We start from the raw sequence: 22,016 nt of genomic DNA, 5'->3' as shown, positions 1-22,016 counted from the left end.
TCGTATTGTTTGCGGAGCCTGAGAAATTTTTTATTGGTCGGAATTCCGTTTTTCGGGGCGCTCAATAGATTCTGCGGATCGCCTGCGAAATTCTTTGAATATTATCCTTTGTCAGGTTCGGATAAATCGGAATACAATGTCCTCTTTGAAAAAGTCTTTCCCCGTTTGGAAAATCCGTATTGGAAAGTTCGAGGATATGATGAATCGGTTCCTCGGCGACTTTTTGCGTTCCGATTTGAAGGGAACGAAAGTAGCGTTCCACTTGTTCGTAACTTCCCGGAGCAAGAATGATAAAACGGTTGAACGTATCTAAGTTCGGATCTCCGTACCAAGTGTTGACGGAAGTTCCAGAGATGGATTGGAGATAAACCTGCGCGATTTTTCTCTTTCTTTCCAAGATGATTCCGATTTTGGAAAGTTGTTCGATTCCAAGAGCGGCTTGATAGTCGATCAGATTGTAATCTAATTTCGGCTGGCCTTCTTTTCTTTGATACGGTTCTTTTCCCGCTTTCATCGCGCGGATTTTTTTGGCGAGAGGTTCTTGATCGGTGATGATCATCGCGCCGTTTCCGGTCGTGATCATTTGATCCACGGAAAGACCGCAAACCGAAATGTTTCCTTGTTTACCCGGTGTGAACGTTTCGCTCTGCGCGCCTAAAACTTCGGAAATATCTTCGATGACCGGAATCCCTTTGAAGTCGTAACGCTTTGCATCCGCAATGGAACCGAAAGAATGATCCAAAAGAATCGCTTTCACGGAAGAATCTTCGAGCGCTTTGGAAAGTCCTTCCGGGCTCATGTGGAAAGAATTTTTATCCAAGTCGATTACGACCGGAACCGCCTTTAAAAGAAAGATCGCGTCGAGCGCGGAGACGGGCGCGAACGTGGAAAGTGCTACCTTATCCCCGGCTTGAATGTCCAAGGAAAGAAGGGCGAGGTGATACGCCGCGGTCAGATGATTGGCGGAAATAACTTGTTTATAACGGAATGTGGAAGCGAAGGCTTTTTCAAAACGAGTCGTAACATTTCCGGTGGTAAGGTGATCTTCCACGAGGCATTCCAGAACCGTTTTCAAATCCTCTCTGGAAAGAGTGGGTTTGTGGAATTCAATCTCCGTCTTTTTCTTAGGATTCTTTTCCAGAATTTCGGTTTCGGTGCTGCTCATATCCAACTCAAGCTCTTATAATTTTATTATGTCGCATTTTGGACCAAATTTGGATCTCGTAAAGATCTTTTCGGGCCTTGCAGACGCAGATTGTGAGACGATGCGAAAAAGTACAAGAAAAATCCGATCGTAGATCGGATTTTTGTGGGAACTCATACAAAAACACGGTTGCGGCCGATGGTTTTTCGTTCCTTGAAATGGTTGAACTCCTGCAGATTCGCAGGAATTGCGATCAATCCTTGTGGAACAGTTTTCTCGTTCCGATCCAAATCTCCGGAAGATAAGCGCCGACGATGATCAGAACCAAGCCGCCGAAGGTCCACTTCGTAATCAGAACGTTTTCCGTAAAACGGGTCAAACCCACGTTCAAAATGCTGACATACCAGCCGACCGCGATGAGAATGAGACCGACGGTGTGAGGAATCACGTAATTCAAGATCGTATTCATAAGAAATCCTTTTCGTAAAAATGAAGAATGGGAAGATTTTGCCGGGAAAGCGATTGGATTCAAGTGGTTTTCGAGTTGCTGAGAATCTCGCGACTCGGAAAGTTTCTGCTATGTCCGAAAGTGAAACCTGGAACGAAGAAGACGAAGATTTTCCGCTTCCCGTCAAAGAAGCCGGAAAAACGGAATCCAGACTCTCCGCATTGCTCTTTAATTTACTCAGTCATCATTCTCCCTTGAGTTTTACCAAGATCCGATCTTTGTTGCCGGATCATTATCAGAATCTGGAGAACCCCGATTCCGATCGGAAAAAACTTTCCCGAGACGTGGAAGAATTGGGAGAACTCGGATTTCTGGTTCGATCCACGCAGGAAGGATACGTTCTCGATCGAAACGTTTCCAATCGGGAATTGAAATTGGAAAAGGAAGAATTGCAGACGCTCGCGGAAACGATTCTTCGTTCGTATCAAGAATCGCCTTCTTTGGAATTGTATTCCTTATCGCAAAAAATATTCGAAGGAAAACTCGACGTATATCCCGAGCTGGAAATGGATCTTAAGACTCAAAAGAATCTGAGTCAAACCGAAGCGAGCGTTTCGGAAGAACTTTTAAAGAAGTTATTGGAATCCTTAAAAACGAAATCCCCCGTTCAGTTTTTGTATTATAAAACCTTCCCCGAAGAAACGTATCGAGTCGAAGTCGATCCGATCCGTTTGATACGGAAGAATTCGGAAGACTATTATCTTCTCGCGTATGATCGAAAGAAAAAGGAAAGAAGAAGGTTTATCATTCCGAAAATTTCCAGAGTGGAAACGATTGCGGAGAATTCTTTGTATCAGCCTCAAGGACAAAAGAAAGAAGTAGCGGGCGATTGGGTGTTGCATCCCGCGCTGTTTCAAGCTCACGAACCGATCGAGGTCGAATTGGTCTGCGATCCGGAATCCTCATACAAGGTCCGAAATTCCTTATCCGAAATTCCTTATGAAGAATTTGCGCACGATTCGTTCCGATTCAAGGTTACGAACCAAGAAGGATTGTTTCCTTTTTTGATCGAAGCCCGCGACGCGATCCGGAACATTCTCCCGGAAAGCGTCGCAAACTCGTTTCGGAAGAATGTAGAACAAATCCTTTCCCATTACAGGGTTTGAACGATTCGATCCAAAGCCACGAGTCGTCGAAGTTCGCGGCCTTTTTTACGACATTCTCATTTTTTAAAATTAGGATTTTCTAATACGATTGCGATTCCTTGTCCGCCTCCGATACAGAGCGAAGCGACGCCGAGTTTCAAGTTTCTCCGTTTGAGTTCGTAGGCAAGCGTAAGAGCGACTCTGGTTCCGCTTGCGCCGAGCGGATGGCCGATCGCGATCGCTCCTCCGTTCACGTTCGTTTTATTCGGATCGAGTTTTAATTCTCTCATCACGGCCAAAACTTGGGACGCATACGCTTCGTTGATTTCGAAAAGATCGACGTCGTTGATTCCAACGCCCGCATTCTCCAGAGCTTTGGGGACCGCAAATACGGGGCCTAAACCCATGAACTTCGGATCGCATCCTACGTTCGCGTAACCGAGAATTTTTGCGAGCGGTTGAACGCCGGAACTTTGAACCCAGGAATCGGAAGCCAACAAAACCGAAGCGGCTCCGTCGTTGATTCCGGATGCGTTGCCGGCGGTTACGGTTCCTTCTTTCAGAAACGCGCTGGGAAGCTGCTTCAACTGAGGAACGCATTCTTCTCCCCGGATTTGTTCGTCTTTGTTCAATAGAAAAGACTTCTTTCCTTTGGTCGCAACGGGAATCATTTCTTCCGCGAGGGTTTGCGCGAGCGTCGCTTTTTCGGCCCGTACTTGAGAAATTCCGGCCCATTCGTCTTGTTCTTGTCTGGAGATTCCGTATCGTGTCGCGATATTCTCCGCCGTCATTCCCATCGTAAGATCGACGAAACAATCGGTGAGGCTTTGTGCGAGTCTGTCTTCCGCGATCGTGTCTCCGTATTTGTTTCCCCATCTCGCGTTTTTTAAAACGAAGGGCGCGTTGCTCATCGATTCGGTTCCTCCCGCGAGAATCAGTTCGTTCTCTTTAGAAAGAATTTTCCGGGCTCCGATCAGAATACTTTCCATGCCGGAGCCGCAAAGACGATTGATCGTGAGTGCGCTGGATTGTTCGGATAAGCCGGATCGAAGCGCGATATGTCTTGCAAGATATGCGGAATCCTTGTCGTCTTGAATTACGTTTCCGTAAATAGCCTCTTCGATTTGATTGGGATCGACTCCCGTTTTACGAATCGTTTCTTTTGCGGTGATGGCTCCGAGTTCGGAAGAGCTGAAATCTTTCAGTCCTCCGCCGAATTTTCCGAACGGGGTTCTGGCTCCGTCGACGATATAAACCATGAGATTCTCCTTTTATTTAGTGTATATACACTATCTAATCATCTTTTAGACGCTTTTCATTTCTCATTCGGGATCATTCTTCGAAATCGGATTGAAGAATCGGAAGTTTTCTGACTTCCGAGAGGATCGCAAGCGTTTCCTTGAATTTGGCTTTTCCCAAAGATTCGGTAAGCGAGTCCTGCGCCTGTTTCCAAAGTTCGATTGCTTCTTCCACTTTGGATTCTCCCTTTTTCGTAAGAAATACGGAGCGGACGTTTCCGGATTCTTTTTTTTCGATTCGGATCAGTTCGTCCCTTTTTAAAATTTCCAAACTTCTTTGAAGAGTGGTTCGATCAATGTCCGTGATTTTGGATAAGTCCGTGATGCTGCATTTCTGTTCGTATGCGATGCTGACTAAGATAGTGAATTGAGTGATGCGCAGTCCCGCGGGTTTTAGAATGAAGTCGTAATAGGACGTGATTTTGCGGGTGGTTCTTCGTAAGCTTACATTCAAACAGGAAAGCCCTATCGTTCTCAGATCTTTGTTGGAAAGTTTCACGATCGTTTCCTCTAATAACCAATCTTAAATACCGTAAGAAAAAAACAACCGGATCCTAGTTCGCGAGGATCCGGTTGGCAAGTGAAGCATGAATTACTCCGATTGTAAGGTTTCCTGGAAGACTTCGCGGTTTCGGTCGTCGTTTAAACGAGCGCCGCTTCTTTCTTCGAAGAATGATTTTTGAATTCTCCCATTCTCTCTATTACTTCCGCCGGCAAGAACGCGGGTTTTTTCGTTTCAAAATTGATCCACATTCCGTAAGAACGAACTCGGCTCACGAGTTTTCCGTCGGATTCGCGTTCCAGTTCCTGATGAAAAACGGCTCTTGTCTTTTTAATAAATTCCACTCTGGTTCTCACGATTACCGTATCGGGATATTTGAGATCGCCGAGATATTCGTATTCGGCTTTGTAAACGATCGGTCCGATTCCTTCCCGTTTCATTTTTTCGAGATCGACTCCCGAACTGACAAAGGCTTTCATCTTGGCTTCGTCGCAATACGAATTATAATTCTGGTTGTTTACGTGTCCGTTTACGTCGGTATCGCTAAAACGGACCGGGATTTTGGATTCAAAGCGAAATTCTTCTTCCATTGGATTCTCCCTTGGCGGTTCTTTTTATATAGTGTATATGCACTATATAAAGTCAAGAGTTTTTTTGACTGCGATTCCGCGTTAAGATAAAACACGAAGCAGGAAATCGAAAGCAGACGTTGAATTTGCGTTTTGTTTTCGTATGCGCGTAAAATTTAGAAAAGAATTCCGGCGCGCGATCCGTAAATTTTTTCTACCATTCTCCCGTATTGGGCATGGAAACCCAAGGTTCTTCGGGCGGTAACGCGTGTCCTTTTTGAAGAAGTTCGACCGAAATTTGATCCGGAGAACGGATGAACGCCATTCTTCCATCGCGAGGAGGGCGGTTGATCGTAATTCCGCGGGATACGATTCGCGCACAGGTTTCGTAGATATTGTCCACTTCAAAGGCCAAATGTCCGAAATTTCTTCCTACTGTATAAGGATCTTTTTGTCCCCAGTTGTAGGTTAATTCGATTTCGGGTGCGTCGGCTTCGCCTGTTGATAAAAAGACGAGCGTGTATTTCCCTTCGGGATGTTCTTTTTTCCGCACGACGACCAGTTCCAGCGTCATGCAGAAGAAATCGAGAGCCTTTTCCAGATCTAAAACGCGTATCATTGTATGTAGGTATTTCATGTTTTTTTCCAAATCCACGTTTCTCAGGATTTGAAGATTGCACAATTCACAATTCGTTGTAAGGGGAATTATGTCGTTTTACCGGCTTTCTTTCCTGGAAATGGTTGAACTCCTTCGGTTTTCCTTTGGGTTATGATGTTTTAGCAGGTCGTAGTCTGTTCCTTTAACGATTTGGTTTTGCAGCATTCTTGGAGAATTTGATCGTAATTTGAGAGGGTTTTCTAATTTTTAAAAGATATTGCTGATTCTATTATCAAATTTTTTAAAACCTGGGTGCCTATAAAATAGGCAAAGTTCGATGGGTCTACATTTGTATGAATTTTCTCCAAAATACGACCGGTAAACGGTAAGGTGAATAGATTTTCCCAAATACGAATGCAGCCTCATTTGGATATTTGCTCATTTATTGAAGAATTCTGCGCTCAAACAGAACAACAGCGTTTTCTATAAGCATCTTCTTGGATCTTGTGTTTGTTGCGACCAGGTCTATAAGGAAAACTGCAAATACTAAGCTCGTTATCGTGAGTTTGTATTGTTTTGAATCGGTTGGCGAACATGAATGTTTAATAAATATTGAATATTCAAAATGCGTTAAGTTTCATACCCGTTTTGGGAATTTTTTTAAGAAAAAAGGGCTCTTGAATTTTTTTTGATTTATTTCTTCGGGATGCTTGGTCAGATTGGTATTGAAGATTCGGTCTTCAAAAAACAAAAACTCATCTGAGGTTTCAATCATGAAAACAAACAAACTGATTTCTGTAATTTCCCTTCTTGGCCTTTTGGCTACAAGCTCCGTGTTTGCCGTATCCGAAGAAGTTGAAGATCAACTTTTGGAAAAAGCGATCGTTGAAAGCGCAGTAACAAAAGAACAAAAAACTGCGGTTGGAAATTATCTGAAAGCCGTTGCACAACAAAAAGCCACCAGAGCTGAGGAACTTCGCGAACTCGCAAGAAGATCCACCGGCGGCAAATTCCTTGCAAGCAACGTTCAATCTCAAAAATATCTGAAACAAGCTCAAGCATTGGAAAAAGAAGCTCAAAGATATCAATCCGTTCTCGGAAGTCTTTAATCTTTCTTCGTTCGACCTGCTTTTCTTAGGTTGAATATAAAAAGGGCGTCCATTGAGGCGCCTTTTTTATTGTACGAATGTTGGGATGGTGTTTGTGAGGTTTGATTGCGGACTTCAAAAGAAAGCGATCGTCTCCCTTGGAACAAGAGTCGCGATTTGTCCTTACAAGATTTCGCTGTTGTCGCGTTCGCCCGGTTTGTGGAGTTTTTTGATCTTAGTTCGTCTTAGGCTTGTTTAACGCGGGTTCACGGTTGGGGTTTGGGAAACAGCTCAAAGAAAGGCCTTCCACAAGATAACAGATCGCATCCGGAGAAACGCATTTATGTCCGTCGTCGTAGGTCTGTCCGTTCACAATGAGTTCGATCTTTTGACAAACCATCTTCTCCTTAACGTTCTGGGTCGCGTCCTGTGCTTCTATTTTGGAAGAAAGTAGGATCGCGAGCGCAAAAGAGAGAATGAGTTTGGGGATTGTGTTCGGGTTTCGTTTCATGGCGATTCTTTAGATACCTTTCTTAGAATACTGACTCTTATTTAGCTTCTCTGTCAATCAAAGGATTCAGACCGTTTTGCATCTTCGGATTGTTCCGAATCCACAGAAAATAGATCGGAATCGGGGAGAGAAAAATGAGAATCCAAACCCAATTGATCGGAGATTTCCAGGATTCATTGATATCGGTCCAAGAAGGTAAATACGGAAGAATCGAGTCCGGTAAAAAACCGGTCCTTTGGGCCGGGTCCGGTTCCATCGTATGATAGAGAGAAGCCGTATGATCGAACCAGGTTTTACCGATCCAAATTTGATAAGCGACAAAGACGAATAGAGTTCCCCAGGAAATCTTTCGATAGGCGGCATTGAAAATTTTCCATCCGGCAAGGAACGGTAGAAAGAACAAAGGAGCGGAACTCCACTGAAATCTTCCCGGCAAGGAAAGGCACCCGTAAGAACAGGGGTGTCCTGCATTGATTCCTAATTGAAGAATCACGACAATCCCCAGGAGAATCCCTACCTTACGGAGTTTTTGATCCGAAATTAGAGCGATCCAACCGAACAACCCAGGAATCCAAATCAACGGATTTTGAAAGAAAAGTCCCTGGTTGCGGTCCATCCAAAGTCCGGAAAACACCGTGATCCAATGGGAAAGATCGGGATCGAAGGTTTTGTGGAAGTTGCGGCCTGCGCGCGCATAGGGGCCGACATAGGATCCGAATAAGAGAAGATTGTAAATCACGAGGCCGATTAGCGAAGCAAGCGCAGGTCCTAAAAGGATCGCTTTGGTTTTTGACGTCCATTCTTTTTTCGATAGGAAAGGCAAAGAGAGAATAAGAATTGCAACCGGCAGATTCTTGAGATGAAGCCATATTGACAGACCGATAACGGCGGAGCATATAAAAAAAAGAATATTCCTATTTTTGAATGTTGTATTCGTTTCAGATGAAAGGAGAATCGCGATTGCGGTTGTCAATAGAATGCCGCTCGGAAGATCGGGGAAGATTTGTCCCGCCGCCATCGGAAACGGAAGACTGACGGAGTAAAGAATCGATATGGCGGCGGATTGAAACGGCGAGAGATGGAGACTTCTTCCCATGGAATAAAAAAGAAAAGGGAGAATGCCTGCGATTAGAGTTAGCGCAATTTTTGATCCTAAAATTCCGAAAGTCTTGTATCCGATCAATGAAAGTAAAGACGTTCCAATGGAGTGAATGCTGTAGAATTTTTTGTGCCCGTAGTTTATCGCGTTTGAAGGAACAATAACAGTGTGGTTTTCCGCATCGACCGGTCCGATAATTCTGTTCGTTTTAGCGTCTTGCTCGTAGTTATTTTTTAAATCGAGGTCGCCGTCAACGGCAAGGCTTTCCGAGATCATTAAGTAATGAGGCTCGTCTCCCGTAATCGGGAGTTTCTTCTTTTTCTCCCAACTGAGTACGGTTCCAGAGTAATAAAGAGCGGGTAAGCAAAGAATGAGAATTAGGACAAGTTTTCGCATCTTCGGAAGAATCTTTTCGTGAATCGGATTGTCAATCACGTTGTGTTTTCCGTTTTTCTTATTGAGATGTCGCGTCGGTAGTGGTGATCAAATCAATTAAGGATAAGGAGGAGGATTTTATTTGAGTTTTCGGATTTTTTTATGAGATAGGGCTCCTCGAGATCGTTTGGGGAGAACCGTGAAAGGTATGGAATGGATACTTTCCGATTCGCATCATAAAATCGAGTCTCCTTTGGTTGAAGAAACGAGTAAGGTTGTCACGTTGCTCGTTCCGGAAAATTACTACGATCGGCTGTCGCCGGAGAATCAATTGAGTTTGTCGAAGAAGCTTCCTTATCTATTGAGGAGATATGGAAAATTTATTTCGGCTACGCGGCGCATCAATTCTAAAGCCGGAACGACTTTATATCAAGATCGAGGAAGGATGAAGCGGATCAACTTTAGAGTGAGCAGCGGATATTGGTCTATTTTAGGGGCCTTCGCGAACGCGCATGGAGTTTCGCGTTGCTACCTTTTTAATTTTCTGTTGGCCTTAGATGAGGTAGGGGTTGGGGATTCTATTGTGGAAACTGTGAACGCAGGAGTTCCAACATTTCATGAATATTACAGTTATATCTGGCACCTAGACCTGGCTCACAATCGAATCAGCAGACAGCTAAAATTCTCGCCAAACCCGATTCGGACTATATATGACACGAGTTTCCCGTGGTACCAAAAATTTTTAACCAACCAATCCACATCTTAGCCAACACAAATCGATCCCTATCGAAACGAATTTGATTCTTCTTCCAACCGAATCCCCGGTGGAAGAGGTTCCTCCGTTTCAATTTCCAAAACGCAAGAATGATCGTAAAAACTGAAACTCTCTGAGGAACTTTCTTCCCAACGAGAAAGAATTCTCCCGACAAAAACGCAAGATTCCCGACTTCTAACGCCGTAAATCGCACCTTGAATCAAATCACCTTCCGTCGCGCTCAGTTTTTGATTCACCGAAATTAGGATTCGATTCCCCTTTAAAAATAAGGGTGTGCCGATAAAAACTCCGGCGGAATCCATCAATTCCAAATAAAATTTCCGCGGATATTGAATGTTTCTAAGAATTTTCTTTTCTGACTCTGGCTGCATGAACGCAGAATAAGAAACTTCTTTTGCAAACGGATTCCAAATCCTTAAAATTTTCCTTTTTTCAATTACAAATCGATTCGCAAGAATCCCGCATTTCCGGTTTACAGAATGTGCGCCGTTTTTACTCTTGAGGCGTAGGTTTTCATGAATCCAAGCACGGTTCGACTGAACTTCAAACTAAATCTGATTCGTCATCTTAGGGACGGGAAACGAATGACACTGGAAGAACTTTCCAGTGTGACGGGTGTAACCAATCAAAAAGATTTAAAGGAACAGCTCGGAGAACTTTTTTTTCTCGGCGCGACTCCTCATGTTGCGGATTTGATTCAGGTCGATTACGATTCGGAAACGGATACATTCGGATTGATTCTTCCGTTTCGTTTTGATTCCGGTTTGCGCCTCAGCATTCGGGAATGGCTTACCCTTCGCAAAATTTTAGAAGAAGCCGCAGAAACAAATCAAGATCCGAACACCAACGCAACTACGCGTAAGATTCTTCAAAAAATCGTTTCGATCGTACCGGTTGCCGGACAAGAAGCCTTGTCCGCTTATAAAACGAACATACAAGAAGCGATTCGCCAAGGAAAAAGCCTCATTCTCGAATACCAATCTAGAAGCGGAGAAAAATCCTCTCAGAGAAAAGTTGATCCGTGGTTTTTGTTTCATTCTTTAGAAGATTATTTATTAGGTTTTTGTCATGAACGAAAAGCCCCTCGAAACTTTCGACTCGATCATATTCTCTCCTTAAAAATCGGTAACGATCCGATTACGCAACCCGCGGGTCACAAGAAATCGACATACATTCGAGAATTTGAAGAATTCAGAAAATCACAGGAGAATTCTTCCGGTGTAGCGGAAATCTGGCACACGAAAGAAGTGTTCTACAACTTAAATCGAAAACTCGGTCTCGAACGGACTTCCGAAACGAAAACCTTCGACAATGTCGTTTATCATTTATCAAAAGCGAAGATTCGCGAAGAAGCCTGGTTTTTAGAGACGATTTTCCCGTTTGGAAAAAACGTAATTCTGAAAAGCCCTTCTCATCTCGTAAAAAGAATCGTAGGCGAAATCGAATCCATTCTGCGTTAGGCTACAATGAAGTCGTTTGCAACAACAAAGGAAGAATCGTTTGCTTTCCCCCGCTAAGATCAACCTCGGATTGGAAATCCCGTTCAAACGGCCGGATGGATTTCACGAAATCCGAAGCGTGTTTCTCCGAACCTCTTGGGGAGACGATATCGAAATCGAACCGGCGGATAACGGAGTTTTCGAACTCGTTTCCGAAAACGAAATCATATTAGAAAAACGGAAACTATACGATCAGGTTTCCGAAAAGGGCGATCTTAAAAAGAATATTCTTTATAAGACCTATGAAAAGGCGCGATCTCGTTTTCCCGAACTTCCGGGAGTCAAAATTCATCTTACAAAACGGATTTCTCCCGCGGGTGGGCTTGGAGGAGGAAGTACGAATGCCGCTTCTCTTCTAAACTTTCTTTTTTCCTGGCGTTCTTTTTTTACTTCAGACGAGATGCGCGATCTTGCGGCTGAAATCGGCTCCGACGTTCCCTTCTTTTTAGGAGAAGGTCATGCGTTCGTCACCGGTCGAGGTGAAATTTCGGAAGAAATCGAAGTTCATCCGGGACAGGGAATTCTCGCCTTAACTCCGCAGGTGATGAATACGGCGGAAATGTACTCCTTATTGAAAAAACCTTTACAAGAGGGGGGCTCCCAGAAAAATGGGAATACGCTGTCAGAAAATCTGATTTCTGTCTTAAAAAACGGGGATTGGAGCGCTCTGCAGGGTAGGCTCTTGAATGATTTTGAGCCGGTTGCCTTCCAACTTCATCCGGAATTGGGAGTTCTCAAGGACAGATTCCTGGAGTTTGGATCCAGTTATTGTTCTTTGACCGGTTCAGGTTCGAGTGTGTACGGGCTGGTCCAGGGCCTTGAGATCCAAGAAGAACTGCTGCACAGGCTGAGGCAGGAATTCCCAAATCTCACTTTCGTACGATTCAACTTTTAGAAACTGGGCTGTCGCCAAGTGGTAAGGCAGCGGTTTTTGGTATCGCCATTTCCTAGGTTCGAATCCTAGCAGCCCAGCCAGTGAATTACTGACATTTATTAACGATGAAACCTACTCAGGATAAGGTCGCTGTGGTATTAGCCGCAGGGAAGGGCACCCGTATGAAAACGGATCAGCCTAAGGTTGCGGTAGAGCTGAATGGCAAACCGCTACTTCTTCATGTACTCGATCACCTGAAAGCGTCCGGCGTAGAACGGATCGTAGTCGTAGTAGGTTACAAAAAAGAATTAGTGCAAGCTCTCTGTTCCGGAATTTCCGGAGTCACTTTCGCGGAACAAACCGAACAACTCGGAACCGCACACGCTCTTCTTTGCGCCGAATCGGAACTCAAAGACTTTCAAGGTTCGGTGATCGTCGCCTGCGGCGACGTTCCTATGATTACCGCTGAAACCTTCGGCAATATCGTAAAAGAACACAAACAAAACGAATTCTCCGCAACGATTCTTTCCGCAATTGTTGAAAAGCCGACCGGTTACGGAAGAATCATCCGCAATTCTTCGGGCGATGTTACGGCTATCGTGGAAGAGAAAGATTCGAACGCGGAAGAAAAACTTATCAACGAAATCAATACGGGAACATACGTCTTTGATGGAGAAGGTCTTTTCGATTCTCTTCGGAAAATCGGAAACTCCAACGCACAGGGAGAATATTATCTTCCCGATTTAGTGAAATTATATAGAAGTTCCGGAAAGAAACTCGGTGCCATGAAATTAAAGAATCACCTTGAAAGTCACGGAGTGAATTCTCCCGAAGATTTACAGATGCTTTCCGCCATGATCAAAGGGGAGGCCGTCCATCCATGAACGGAGATATCGCGGTATTCGCGGGAAGTTCCAACAAACAAATCGCCGAAGAAATTTGTACTCATCTTAACATTCAACCCGGCAAGATTAACCTGAAGAAATTCTCGGACGGAGAAATTTCGGTGAAGGTGGAAGACAACGTTCGAGGAAGAGAAGTCTTCATCGTTCAATCGACTTCCGCTCCGGCGAACGATCATTTGATGGAATTGATTCTGATCATGGACGCTCTTCGCAGGGCTTCCGTTTCCAGCATCAGCGTCGTGATCCCGTATTACGGTTACGGTCGTCAGGACAGAAAAGTGGAGCCGCGCGTTCCGATTTCCGCAAGAGTCGTTGCGGATCTTCTCGAAGTCGTTGGTCTCAATCGTATTCTTACCATGGACCTGCACGCGGATCAAATCCAAGGATTCTTCCGTGTTCCGGTCGACAATCTTCACTTTGCTCCGGTTCTTGCGGACTACATCAATACGAAAAAGATCGAAGACCTCGTGATCGTTTCTCCCGATTCGGGCGGTGCGGAAAGAGCGAGAGCCTTCGGTAAAAAAGTGAACGGTTCATTAGCGATCATTGATAAACGCAGACCGAAAGCGAACGTCTCCGAGGTGATGAACGTGATCGGCGAGATCGAAGGGAAGAATTGTATTCTTCTCGACGATATGATCGACACCGCAGGGACCATCTGTAAGGCCGCGGACGCTCTTTTGAAACACGGAGCGAAGTCGGTTTATTGCGCGGCCACTCACGGAGTTCTATCCGGCGAGGCTGTGGATCGCATCAACGCGACGAACTTCACGGAAGTCGTTCTTGCGAATACGATCGCGATTCCCGAATCCAAAAAGATTCACAAATTGAAATCATTGTCCGTAGCTCCTCTTTTCGCGAACGCGATCAAGAGGATTCATACAAATCAATCAGTCAGCACTTTATTCGATTAAGGTTAGGTAATAAGAATGAGCCAGAGCACAATTCACAAAATCGCGGTTAAAAAAAGAACAGAAACCGGTAAAAACGAAAACAATCGTCTTCGTTCTTCGGGCTTGGTTCCCGTAAATATCATCGGCGCCGGAGTTGCAACTTCCGGAGCGGTGAACGAGAAAGAACTGGAAAAGATGGTTCATTCCGGAATCCGTCAGTCCACTCTGATCGAACTCGACGTCGAAGGCCAAGGCGCACAAAAAGTATTCGTAAAAGAAATCCAAAGATTTCCTGAACTCGACAGAATCCGTCACGTTGATTTCTACAAAGTCGTTCCCGGTCAAAAGATCATCACCAAAATCGGTATCGAGACTACCGGTGTTGCGAAAGGTTCCAAAACCGGAGGTCAATTCGAACATATCATTCACGAGATCCGCGTTAAAACGATCCCTGAAGATCTGGTCGAAAACCTTACCATCGACGTTACCGATCTCGATGTAGGCGATGCGATCAAGATCAGCCAATTGAAAGTTCCTGCAAGCTGGGAAATTTTGATCAACGGAGATCCGATCGTTACTTCCGTAAATAAAACGAAAGCACTCCTTGCCGCTGAAAGAGCGGAAGCTAAAGGCGCCGCTGGCGACGACAAAGCTAAGAAAGGAAAAAAATAAAAACGGAACTTCAATCAGGTCTAATCTGATAAAAACAGATAGGTATTCATGAAGCTGATCGTCGGACTCGGGAATCCAGGGGACAGATACAACAACAACCGCTCAAACATCGGTTTCAAAATTTTGGATGTTATCGCGAATAACATCAATGTTGAAATCAAGACCAAGAAGAAGAAATCTCTGATCGGTCGCGGTGATTTTGAGGGGGAAGAAGTTGTACTCTTAAAACCGCAGACGTTCAGCGATCTGTCCGGCGAATCCGTTCTTTACATCGCTTCGTTCTTAAAAATCCAAGTGGGAGAAATTCTGGTCATTCAAGAAGACTGGACTCTTCCTCTCGGAAGAATCGTAGTCGATAAAGGAACTCAAGAAACGGATCATCCCGGTGTGAAGTCCATCATTCAATCTCTTCGCTCTCCGAATTTCATCCGCATTCGAATCGGAATTTGGAACGACGGATTCGATCTCAAGTCCCGCGATTCTTTTTTAAAGGAAGATTTCGAGCCGATGGAAAACCTGAGTCTGATTCAAATCATCAACGACGCGGAAGCCGCAATTCGTTCGATTTCTCTCGGAGATATCGACGACGTGATCGAAAAATATCACCTTTGACGTAAGAACCTGTCTCGTATTTACTTTGCAAAGGCCGTTGCTTCGCTGCGGCTATCTCGCTTTCTGGTCGCTCGATAGGGACAGAACCTTGCAGCTTAATTTTTCTGATCGAGAAAATCAAAATTTTTGAGGCGTTGTAAAAAAATCCGCGCGATTTCCGTTTCCCGCCGATTTCCTTTTAGCGTTATCGGTCAATTCTTCCTTGCCTTTTTGAAGAAACGTGAAATCCTATCAGAAGGAACCTCTTGCCTGTTGATTGTTTCTTACAGGCGTCTAAGTTACAGGAGAACTCCATGAACAAGAACTTGAAAAACGTATTCTTTGTCCTAATTATTATGATGGTCGTTTTGATCATCGCTTACAACTACGAAAATAACGCGGGCGCCACTAAGGATATCTCCTATTCCGATTTTTTGAATATGCTGGAGCCGGTGGAAGGTAAAAAACCTCTCGGTAAATTGTATAAAGGAAGCGTAGACAAATACAATAAGATCCAAATCGAGAAAGACGTCATCGAAGGATTCTACATTCCATCCGAATACGCGGAATCCAAAACGGCTAAGCCCGTAAAATTCAGAACCACCGTCGCTCCTTTGGATAAGGATCTCATCGCGTCCTTAAGAAGAGCTAACGTGTCCTTCGACGCTCGTTCCGCGGAAGAGGGAAAATTCTGGAGCGTCATCGGAAGCAATATTCTTCTTATCGTAATTTTGATCGGTCTCTTCTGGTTCATCATGATGAGGCAAATTCAATCCACCGGAAACAAAGCGTTCTCCTTCGGTAAGTCGAAGGCGAAGATGACCGTGGACCCGAAAGTAAAAGTCACCTTTGAAGACGTAGCGGGCTGCGAAGAGGCAAAGGAAGAATTAGTCGAAATCATCGAGTTCTTAAAAGATCCTAAAAAGTTTCACGCGATCGGCGCGAGAATCCCCACCGGTGTTCTGTTAGTCGGTCCTCCGGGAACCGGTAAAACATTGCTCGCAAGAGCGGTTGCGGGAGAAGCGGGAGTTCCTTTCTTCTCCATTTCCGGATCGGACTTCGTGGAAATGTTCGTCGGGGTGGGAGCTTCGAGAGTGAGAGACTTGTTCGACCAAGGAAAGAAGAATTCTCCTTGTATCATCTTTATCGATGAGATCGATGCGGTCGGTCGCTTAAGAGGCGCGGGACTCGGCGGCGGTCACGACGAAAGAGAACAAACTTTGAACCAGATGCTCGTTGAGATGGACGGTTTTGAAAAGAACGAAGGCGTGATCGTGATGGCCGCTACGAACCGTGCGGACGTTTTGGACCCGGCTTTGCTCAGACCGGGCCGTTTTGACCGTCAAGTAATGGTCGATCTTCCGGACATCAAAGGAAGAGAAGAAATCCTAAAAGTACATTCCCGCAAAGTTCCGATGACGAGCGATATTTCCCTTCATTCTATCGCAAGAGGAACCCCCGGTTTTACCGGAGCGGATCTGGCGAACCTCATCAACGAAGGCGCGTTGCTTGCGGCTCGTAAGAATAAGAAACGAGTCACTCAGGAAGAACTCGAAGAAGCGCGCGACAAAGTGATGATGGGACCGGAACGTAAATCCTTCTTCATTTCTGAAAAAGAAAAAGAAGTCATCGCGTATCACGAAGCGGGTCATGCGATCTTAGGAACCCTTCTTCCTTATACCGAACCGGTTCACAAGGTTACGATCATTCCAAGAGGACGTGCACTCGGATTGACGCAATCTCTTCCAAAAGAAGACAAACACATTCTTCCTAAAACCTATTGGCTCGACCAGATCGTGGTGGCTATGGGAGGATTTATCGCGGAAGAATTCAAGTTCGGCGTCACATCCACGGGTTCCAGCAACGACATTCAACAAGCGTCGAACATAGCACGCAAAATGGTCTGCGAATGGGGTATGTCCGAAAAACTAGGAACCGTGAATTACAGCGGCGATCAGGCTAACGTGTTCATCGGAAGAGATATGGGTCATAGCAGCAAATACTACTCCGAAGAATTCGCGGCGATGATCGATAAAGAAGTTCGTGAAATCATTCAGACATGTTTGAACAAAGGACGCGATCTCGTTCGCAAGAACGCTTCCAAATTTGAAGGACTTGCAAAGGCTCTTCTGGCTAAAGAAACCATTTCTCACGATGAGCTGATGACGATCGTTCATCCGGCCAACGAGGAAGGTGCTAAAAAAAAGCCGGAAAAAACCGTTAAGTCCAAAAAACAAAACGGTATTAAAACGAATCCAGCTTACAACGCCGGAATGGAATGAAGCACTGGCTGTTTAAGACAGAACCGGACGTCTTCTCCATCGACGACCTCTACAACGCTCCTTCCCATATCGCTCCTTGGGAAGGGGTAAGAAATTATCAAGCCCGCAATTTCTTGCGTGACAGTATTAAAAAAGGGGATTTAGTTCTCTTTTACCATAGTAGGGCGAACCCCCTTTCCATCGTCGGAATTGCAGAAGTAGTAAAACCCGGTTATCCGGATCATTTCGCTTTTGATCCATCTCACAAATACTTCGATCCGAAGAGTAAGGCTGAGAATCCGACCTGGTATATGGTAGATATAAAGTTCAAAAAAAAGTTCCCGAAACCTGTCACGATGGAAGAAATGAAAACACAGAAAGCGCTTAAAAACATGGTGCTTTTGCAGAAAGGATCTCGCCTTTCGATTCAACCGGTTTCTCCCGCGGAGTTTCAGTTTGTTCTGGGACTTGCGGGCGTGAAACTTTGAAGCCACGCATATCTCTCTTCTTCATTTCGTTTTGTTTCGGAACTCTGCTTGCGATTCCGGCTAACGTATTTTCTCAAACTCAAACCTCTCTAAAGACAAACTCGTTAACGGAAGAATTCGTATTCCCTCTTTCCGGTGAAATGAAAGGGGAATACCTCGGAAAGAATCTTCAAATCTTAGAAGATCCTAAAAACGAATTTCGCATCGAGGATTTTTCCAATCTTAACTTCAACCCGGATTGGAAGAAGTTCGAAAAGAACAGCCTTTCCAAAGGGTTCACGCAATCCACGTTTTGGGTCCGTTTTAAAACGCGTTTTAAAAATCACGAGTTCGGTTCTCATCCATGGTTTTTGGAGCTTGCCAATCCTGCCGCGGAAGAGTTCACCGTTTACAGAAAAATTTCCGGTTTTCCGATTCGCTACGAAGAAGTTCAGAAAGAACAAAGCGTCCGCTATTTTCATCCAGTCTATCGTCTGGTTTCCAAAAACGCCGCAACCGATGAGTATCTCGTTCGTGTCGCGACACGAAGATCTTTGATCTTAAATTTCAAGGCTTGGAGCGTTTACGAGTTTATCGTAAACGTTCAGATTCAGAATATTCTCTTCGGATTATTTTTCGGTGCGATTCTGGTGATGCTCGTATACAACGGATTCGTTTTATACACGGTCAAAGAAGCCGGTTATCTTTTTTACGTTCTCTATCTTTTGTCCTTCGCGTTGTGGCAGTTGTCCGTGACCGGCGTCGGGAATCAATATGTTTTCCAGAATTCTTTAAAGACTTGGAACAACGTGTTGGTTCCGTTCGCGTATCTTGCGATCGTTTTTTCCCTTCAATTTACGAGATCGTTTTTGCACACCGATCGGAAAACGAAGGTTTTGGATCGGATTCTGATCCTTTTTATGTTCCCCGGAATCGTGGGAGTAGTGCTTTCCTTCTTTCCTATATTCTATTTTTGGAATATGCAAGCTTTGACCTTGTTTCCGATTCTCGCCTCGGTCATCGTGATCTATGCGGGGATCGATCGGTATCGCCAAGGCTACAGACCGGCGCGGTTCTTTTTGATGGCTTGGTCCGTGTTGGTCGTTTTTATTCTCGTTACCGTTTTGAGGAATCTTTCAATCCTGCCGAGCAATTTGTTTACGAATTGGGGTTCTTTGATCGGTTCCTTGTTGGAGATGACGTTGTTGTCTTTTGCGCTCGCGGATCGATTCAAATCCTTACAGGCCGAAAGTCTGCAGACGAGCATCGACGCGTATGAGAATCAGATTAAACTTTCGGAACTCGAGCAAGAGTTGAAAATCGCGAGAGAATTGCAGGAATCGATTCTCCCTGATAAACTTCCGAAGCTCGAAGGAATCGAACTCTCGGTCAAGATGGAATGCGCAAGTTCCGTGGGCGGCGATTTCTACGACTTTCACGATTACGGCGATGGAAGACTCGGCGTTTTTATCAGCGACGTTTCAGGACACGGGATTCCCGCAGCGATCATCGCATCCATGGTAAAACTCGCGTTCTCGATCGAAGTGCGTAAAGCGGTCGAACCCGCGGATCTGCTCAAGAACGTGAACAGGGCTTTGATGGGAAAATACGGAAAACATTTCATCACAGCCGCCTATTTGATCGTGGACCTGAACAAAGGCATCATAACGTATTCCAACGCGGGACATCCGCCGATCGCGATTCTCAACCATTCCAAGGGAGAATTCAGAGAGATCTTTTTACCCGGTTGGATCATGGGACTCGACGGAAATTTGAAAAACGGCCAGCTCATCATTCCGATCAAGAAGAACGATCGAATCGTTCTTTTTACGGACGGTGTCACGGAAGCACGCAACAAGTTCGGTCAGATGTTCGGTTATCAGAAATTTTACGATCTTCTAAAATCGCATTCGGAAATCCAAGGCGGCGTTTTGAATCAAATCGTGTTCGACACGGTGCGGTCTTGGTCTGGGAGAGGGGATCAGTTCGAAGACGATATTACGCTTTTGATTTTGGATCTGAACGGAAAAGCCGAGAAGGATACCGGAGAAGCGATCGCTCCTCCCTATCAAGAAATTTCCAAAACGGGAAGTTAAACCGAACCGAATTCGATTCGATTTTTTCCGTTTGAATCCAACGGAAATTTATTTCTTTAGTTCTTTTAGATAAGTGATCAATTCTGGGGAAACTTGAATCGGTCGTTTGCGGTACGTTTTCTTGTATTCCTTTTTGAATTCCTTATGACAAGACTTGCAGGATTGCTCATAGTCCTTCGACTTTAACGCTTCCTGAGAAATTTCGTTCCACTTCGCTTTTTGTTCTTCCAACGCGAAATTCGGAAGTTCGTTTAGGATCTTTTCGATGTATTCCGGTTTTCCTTTTTTCGCTGCTTTGACGGCGGGTTTTGCATAATCTTCCATAAAATCATGAACCGTCGTTTCGATCTTTCTTTCGGGCGCGGTAGGACCTGCGCTTAAAGAAAACGTAAACAAGGAGACTAACGCAAGAGAAGAAGATAAAGTGAGAAGGGAAATATTTTTTTTCATGAAAATCCTCAAGTAATGTTCGGTATCCGTGGATCTTTAAATGTTAAAACTCTTAATTCGTGAGACAAGTCTTTCGCTTTTAAGTTCCGCTTTTTGTGGGAGTTCCCACGAATTTCAAGAGAAGATTCGACTTTACGAAACCGTGATTTTCTGATAGAGGAAATTTTGTCGAAAATTTCCCGCCGCCTCTCCACCCAACCAGGGCGGGGCCGTCCTTTGTTTTCACGGTAAATTTGTCGGAGTTTCCGTAAATTTCAATCCAAGATTCGATTCCATTCCCGATCGTAATAACGAACCAAAGCCTGATTGTCCAAACGATTGATCTCCACCGGAATCCTGGACATATCTTCCGGAAAAATCTGAATTGATTCGAGTTCTTTCGCATTTAAAAAGCGGAGATGATCTGGAAATTCCGGTTTGAAACGGATCGGTCTTTGACCCGCGAGAACGAATCCCCATTCTCCGAAAGAAGGAACGTATACGTGTAACGGAAGCGTCTGATAACCGAGGGAAGCGATCGTTCTTTCTATACACCAGTACGAAGAACGCGCAAACAACGGAGAAGTCGATTGGATTTCCAACACGGAAGACGAATTCATTCTTCGCTTTAACACGTGAAAGAAGGCGGTCGTGTAAAGTTTTCCCAAGGAGAAGTTGCTCGGATCCGGAAAGTCGATGATGACGACGTCGAAAGTTTTGTCCGATTCCTCGAGCCAAACGAACGCGTCCGTGTTGATCACTTTCACTTTCGGGTTTTTTAAACTTTCGTCGTTGAGTTCCTTGAGGACTCCGTGATCCGTAAATAGATTCGTGACAGCCGGATCCAAATCGACCAGCGTAACCGATTCCACGCTTTTGTGTTTGAGAATTTCCCGCACGGCAAGACCGTCCCCTCCGCCGAGAACCAAAACCTGTTTGGGAGAAGGATGAGCGAGTAACGCAGGATGTACCAAGGTTTCGTGATAGCGATATTCGTCCCGGGACGAAAATTGAAGATGTCCGTTTAAAAAAAGACGGATTTCGTTTTTCCAGCGTGTAACGATGATTCTTTGGAATTGGGATTGTTTGGAAAGAATGATCTCGTCCGTGTATAAGGATTCTTCGCTGTAATAGGTGATCAGATCGGAAAAGGAAAATCCCAAGATCAAAAGCGTTAATACGACAACGGATTGGGCGCGCAAAAGGATCAGTCTCGAATGTTTGAGCGGTAAAGCCCAGGTTCCCCAGAGCGCGACTCCGGCATTCAAGATTCCGAATAAGAATCCGGTGCGGATCAATCCGAGTTTCGGCGCAAAAAAGATCGGAAATAAAATCGAGGCAAGCAAGGCACCCACGTAATCCAAACTCAAAACCCGCGACACGAGTTCCTTGAATTGAAGTTCCTTCTTTAGAATTCTCAATAGAACCGGAATTTCAAGACCGACCAGGATCCCGATCAGAATCACGAGCAAAAACAAAGGAATCTGAAAATAACGGATTTGTCCGAAGCTCAAATACAAAACGGCGGAACTAAAACCTCCCACGAGACCGATCGCGAGTTCGATTTCCAAAAACTTAGGGATGAGATCCTTTTCCACATACTTGGACAACCAGGAGCCGACTCCCATCGAGAAGAGATAGGTTCCTATGATAAGGGAAAATTGTGTGACCGTTTCTCCGAGAAGATAAGAGGCGATGGTTCCGGCCAGAAGTTCGTAAACGAGGCCGCAGGAAGAAATGATAAGAACGGAAATATAAAGGGCGGTCTGCAAACGGT

The 22,016-nt window shown here is 44.9% G+C and carries 23 protein-coding genes and 1 tRNA gene; 13 read left to right on the top strand and 11 right to left on the bottom strand.

The genetic code is table 11. From position 1 onward, the window contains the following. Window positions 1-61: 61 nt before the first annotated feature. Entirely contained in the window at window positions 62-1,165 is a 1,104-nt protein-coding gene (locus DLM76_RS03665; protein WP_167450712.1) for a DegT/DnrJ/EryC1/StrS family aminotransferase, read from the bottom strand. A 232-nt stretch (window positions 1,166-1,397) separates the two neighbouring features. Next, complete coding sequence (locus DLM76_RS03660; protein WP_118955180.1) at window positions 1,398-1,613, bottom strand: hypothetical protein; 216 nt, start codon at window positions 1,611-1,613, stop codon at window positions 1,398-1,400. A gap of 110 nt (window positions 1,614-1,723) precedes the next feature. On the opposite strand from DLM76_RS03660, the gene DLM76_RS03655 reads away from it, so the two are divergent. Then, complete coding sequence (locus DLM76_RS03655; RefSeq protein WP_118964371.1) at window positions 1,724-2,758, top strand: helix-turn-helix transcriptional regulator; 1,035 nt, start codon at window positions 1,724-1,726, stop codon at window positions 2,756-2,758. 56 nt (window positions 2,759-2,814) lie between these two features. Here DLM76_RS03655 and DLM76_RS03650 read toward each other — a convergent pair whose 3' ends face one another. The 4 genes from DLM76_RS03650 to DLM76_RS03635 form a co-directional block, all read right to left on the bottom strand. Next, window positions 2,815-3,996, bottom strand: a complete 1,182-nt coding sequence (locus DLM76_RS03650) for a thiolase family protein (RefSeq protein ID WP_118964370.1) — start codon at window positions 3,994-3,996, stop codon at window positions 2,815-2,817. 73 nt (window positions 3,997-4,069) lie between these two features. Continuing rightward, window positions 4,070-4,534: a MarR family winged helix-turn-helix transcriptional regulator gene (locus DLM76_RS03645; RefSeq protein ID WP_118954909.1), complete on the bottom strand. Its 465-nt coding sequence runs from the start codon at window positions 4,532-4,534 to the stop codon at window positions 4,070-4,072. Window positions 4,535-4,677: 143 nt separating this feature from the next. Further along, window positions 4,678-5,127: an acyl-CoA thioesterase gene (locus DLM76_RS03640; RefSeq protein ID WP_118954910.1), complete on the bottom strand. Its 450-nt coding sequence runs from the start codon at window positions 5,125-5,127 to the stop codon at window positions 4,678-4,680. Between the two features lie 193 nt (window positions 5,128-5,320). Then, window positions 5,321-5,743, bottom strand: a complete 423-nt coding sequence (locus DLM76_RS03635) for a VOC family protein (RefSeq protein ID WP_118955181.1) — start codon at window positions 5,741-5,743, stop codon at window positions 5,321-5,323. Window positions 5,744-6,477: 734 nt separating this feature from the next. Between DLM76_RS03635 and DLM76_RS03630 the strand changes: the two genes are divergently transcribed. Continuing rightward, the gene (locus tag DLM76_RS03630) at window positions 6,478-6,813 is read left to right on the top strand and encodes an LIC10421/LIC12816 family protein (RefSeq protein ID WP_020986424.1); all 336 of its coding nucleotides are present in this window, start codon (window positions 6,478-6,480) and stop codon (window positions 6,811-6,813) included. Between the two features lie 214 nt (window positions 6,814-7,027). Here the strand turns inward: DLM76_RS03630 and DLM76_RS03625 are convergent, their stop codons facing one another. Together DLM76_RS03625 and DLM76_RS03620 are read right to left on the bottom strand one after the other, a co-directional pair. Next, complete coding sequence (locus tag DLM76_RS03625) at window positions 7,028-7,303, bottom strand: hypothetical protein (protein ID WP_118964369.1); 276 nt, start codon at window positions 7,301-7,303, stop codon at window positions 7,028-7,030. A gap of 37 nt (window positions 7,304-7,340) precedes the next feature. After that, window positions 7,341-8,798 (bottom strand): hypothetical protein, encoded by a 1,458-nt coding sequence (locus DLM76_RS03620; RefSeq protein WP_118964554.1) that lies wholly within the window; start codon window positions 8,796-8,798, stop codon window positions 7,341-7,343. Between the two features lie 187 nt (window positions 8,799-8,985). On the opposite strand from DLM76_RS03620, the gene DLM76_RS03615 reads away from it, so the two are divergent. Then, window positions 8,986-9,543, top strand: coding sequence for a DUF1564 domain-containing protein (locus tag DLM76_RS03615; RefSeq protein WP_118964553.1), 558 nt, complete (start codon window positions 8,986-8,988; stop codon window positions 9,541-9,543). A gap of 17 nt (window positions 9,544-9,560) precedes the next feature. On the opposite strand, the gene DLM76_RS03610 is transcribed toward DLM76_RS03615, so the two are convergent. Beyond that, entirely contained in the window at window positions 9,561-9,863 is a 303-nt protein-coding gene (locus DLM76_RS03610; RefSeq protein WP_135779266.1) for a hypothetical protein, read from the bottom strand. 204 nt (window positions 9,864-10,067) lie between these two features. On the opposite strand from DLM76_RS03610, the gene DLM76_RS03605 reads away from it, so the two are divergent. The 10 genes from DLM76_RS03605 to DLM76_RS03560 all read left to right on the top strand — a co-directional run bounded on the left by DLM76_RS03605 (window position 10,068) and on the right by DLM76_RS03560 (window position 19,810). Next, window positions 10,068-11,012: a helix-turn-helix transcriptional regulator gene (locus tag DLM76_RS03605; RefSeq protein WP_118964368.1), complete on the top strand. Its 945-nt coding sequence runs from the start codon at window positions 10,068-10,070 to the stop codon at window positions 11,010-11,012. 40 nt (window positions 11,013-11,052) lie between these two features. Beyond that, a complete protein-coding gene (locus DLM76_RS03600; protein WP_118954915.1) occupies window positions 11,053-11,946 on the top strand; it encodes a 4-(cytidine 5'-diphospho)-2-C-methyl-D-erythritol kinase in 894 nt (297 codons plus the stop codon). Window positions 11,947-11,950: 4 nt separating this feature from the next. Further along, a tRNA-Gln gene (locus DLM76_RS03595) sits at window positions 11,951-12,026 on the top strand. A 24-nt stretch (window positions 12,027-12,050) separates the two neighbouring features. Then, window positions 12,051-12,809 carry a sugar phosphate nucleotidyltransferase gene (locus DLM76_RS03590; protein ID WP_118964367.1) on the top strand — a complete coding sequence of 253 codons (759 nt, stop codon included), beginning with the start codon at window positions 12,051-12,053 and terminating at the stop codon, window positions 12,807-12,809. Continuing rightward, entirely contained in the window at window positions 12,806-13,744 is a 939-nt protein-coding gene (locus DLM76_RS03585) for a ribose-phosphate diphosphokinase (protein ID WP_118954917.1), read from the top strand. Before DLM76_RS03590 ends, DLM76_RS03585 begins: the two co-directional genes overlap by 4 nt. A gap of 15 nt (window positions 13,745-13,759) precedes the next feature. Beyond that, window positions 13,760-14,395: a 50S ribosomal protein L25/general stress protein Ctc gene (locus DLM76_RS03580; protein ID WP_118954918.1), complete on the top strand. Its 636-nt coding sequence runs from the start codon at window positions 13,760-13,762 to the stop codon at window positions 14,393-14,395. 48 nt (window positions 14,396-14,443) lie between these two features. Next, on the top strand, window positions 14,444-15,007 hold the full coding sequence (gene pth, locus DLM76_RS03575) for an aminoacyl-tRNA hydrolase (RefSeq protein WP_118954919.1): 564 nt from the start codon (window positions 14,444-14,446) through the stop codon (window positions 15,005-15,007). Window positions 15,008-15,300: 293 nt separating this feature from the next. After that, a complete protein-coding gene (gene ftsH, locus DLM76_RS03570; protein ID WP_118954920.1) occupies window positions 15,301-17,268 on the top strand; it encodes an ATP-dependent zinc metalloprotease FtsH in 1,968 nt (655 codons plus the stop codon). Further along, a complete protein-coding gene (locus tag DLM76_RS03565) occupies window positions 17,265-17,735 on the top strand; it encodes an EVE domain-containing protein (protein ID WP_118954921.1) in 471 nt (156 codons plus the stop codon). The genes ftsH and DLM76_RS03565 overlap by 4 nt, the downstream gene beginning before the upstream one ends. Then, window positions 17,732-19,810 carry a 7TM diverse intracellular signaling domain-containing protein gene (locus DLM76_RS03560; RefSeq protein ID WP_118954922.1) on the top strand — a complete coding sequence of 693 codons (2,079 nt, stop codon included), beginning with the start codon at window positions 17,732-17,734 and terminating at the stop codon, window positions 19,808-19,810. The genes DLM76_RS03565 and DLM76_RS03560 overlap by 4 nt, the downstream gene beginning before the upstream one ends. A gap of 48 nt (window positions 19,811-19,858) precedes the next feature. Here the strand turns inward: DLM76_RS03560 and DLM76_RS03555 are convergent, their stop codons facing one another. Then, entirely contained in the window at window positions 19,859-20,260 is a 402-nt protein-coding gene (locus tag DLM76_RS03555) for a hypothetical protein (protein WP_118954923.1), read from the bottom strand. Between the two features lie 254 nt (window positions 20,261-20,514). After that, window positions 20,515-22,011 (bottom strand): polyamine aminopropyltransferase, encoded by a 1,497-nt coding sequence (locus DLM76_RS03550; RefSeq protein ID WP_118954925.1) that lies wholly within the window; start codon window positions 22,009-22,011, stop codon window positions 20,515-20,517. Window positions 22,012-22,016 lie beyond the last annotated feature (5 nt).

Origin of the sequence: Leptospira yasudae, from assembly GCF_003545925.1 — a bacterium.
In the GTDB taxonomy this organism is placed as follows: Bacteria; Spirochaetota; Leptospiria; order Leptospirales; family Leptospiraceae; genus Leptospira; species Leptospira yasudae.
This window is presented reverse-complemented; position numbering and strand designations above follow the sequence as displayed.

Bases quoted from the DNA above. Each gene is read 5' to 3' on its own strand.
- DLM76_RS03665 (WP_167450712.1), bottom strand. From the start codon at position 1,165: ATGAGCAGCACCGAAACCGAAATTCTGGAAAAGAATCCTAAGAAAAAG.
- DLM76_RS03660 (WP_118955180.1), bottom strand. From the start codon at position 1,613: ATGAATACGATCTTGAATTACGTGATTCCTCACACCGTCGGTCTCATT.
- DLM76_RS03655 (WP_118964371.1), top strand. From the start codon at position 1,724: ATGTCCGAAAGTGAAACCTGGAACGAAGAAGACGAAGATTTTCCGCTT.
- DLM76_RS03650 (WP_118964370.1), bottom strand. From the start codon at position 3,996: ATGGTTTATATCGTCGACGGAGCCAGAACCCCGTTCGGAAAATTCGGC.
- DLM76_RS03640 (WP_118954910.1), bottom strand. From the start codon at position 5,127: ATGGAAGAAGAATTTCGCTTTGAATCCAAAATCCCGGTCCGTTTTAGC.
- DLM76_RS03635 (WP_118955181.1), bottom strand. From the start codon at position 5,743: ATGAAATACCTACATACAATGATACGCGTTTTAGATCTGGAAAAGGCT.
- DLM76_RS03630 (WP_020986424.1), top strand. From the start codon at position 6,478: ATGAAAACAAACAAACTGATTTCTGTAATTTCCCTTCTTGGCCTTTTG.
- DLM76_RS03625 (WP_118964369.1), bottom strand. From the start codon at position 7,303: ATGAAACGAAACCCGAACACAATCCCCAAACTCATTCTCTCTTTTGCG.
- DLM76_RS03620 (WP_118964554.1), bottom strand. From the start codon at position 8,798: ATGCGAAAACTTGTCCTAATTCTCATTCTTTGCTTACCCGCTCTTTAT.
- DLM76_RS03615 (WP_118964553.1), top strand. From the start codon at position 8,986: ATGGAATGGATACTTTCCGATTCGCATCATAAAATCGAGTCTCCTTTG.
- DLM76_RS03605 (WP_118964368.1), top strand. From the start codon at position 10,068: ATGAATCCAAGCACGGTTCGACTGAACTTCAAACTAAATCTGATTCGT.
- DLM76_RS03590 (WP_118964367.1), top strand. From the start codon at position 12,051: ATGAAACCTACTCAGGATAAGGTCGCTGTGGTATTAGCCGCAGGGAAG.
- DLM76_RS03585 (WP_118954917.1), top strand. From the start codon at position 12,806: ATGAACGGAGATATCGCGGTATTCGCGGGAAGTTCCAACAAACAAATC.
- DLM76_RS03580 (WP_118954918.1), top strand. From the start codon at position 13,760: ATGAGCCAGAGCACAATTCACAAAATCGCGGTTAAAAAAAGAACAGAA.
- pth (WP_118954919.1), top strand. From the start codon at position 14,444: ATGAAGCTGATCGTCGGACTCGGGAATCCAGGGGACAGATACAACAAC.
- ftsH (WP_118954920.1), top strand. From the start codon at position 15,301: ATGAACAAGAACTTGAAAAACGTATTCTTTGTCCTAATTATTATGATG.
- DLM76_RS03565 (WP_118954921.1), top strand. From the start codon at position 17,265: ATGAAGCACTGGCTGTTTAAGACAGAACCGGACGTCTTCTCCATCGAC.
- DLM76_RS03555 (WP_118954923.1), bottom strand. From the start codon at position 20,260: ATGAAAAAAAATATTTCCCTTCTCACTTTATCTTCTTCTCTTGCGTTA.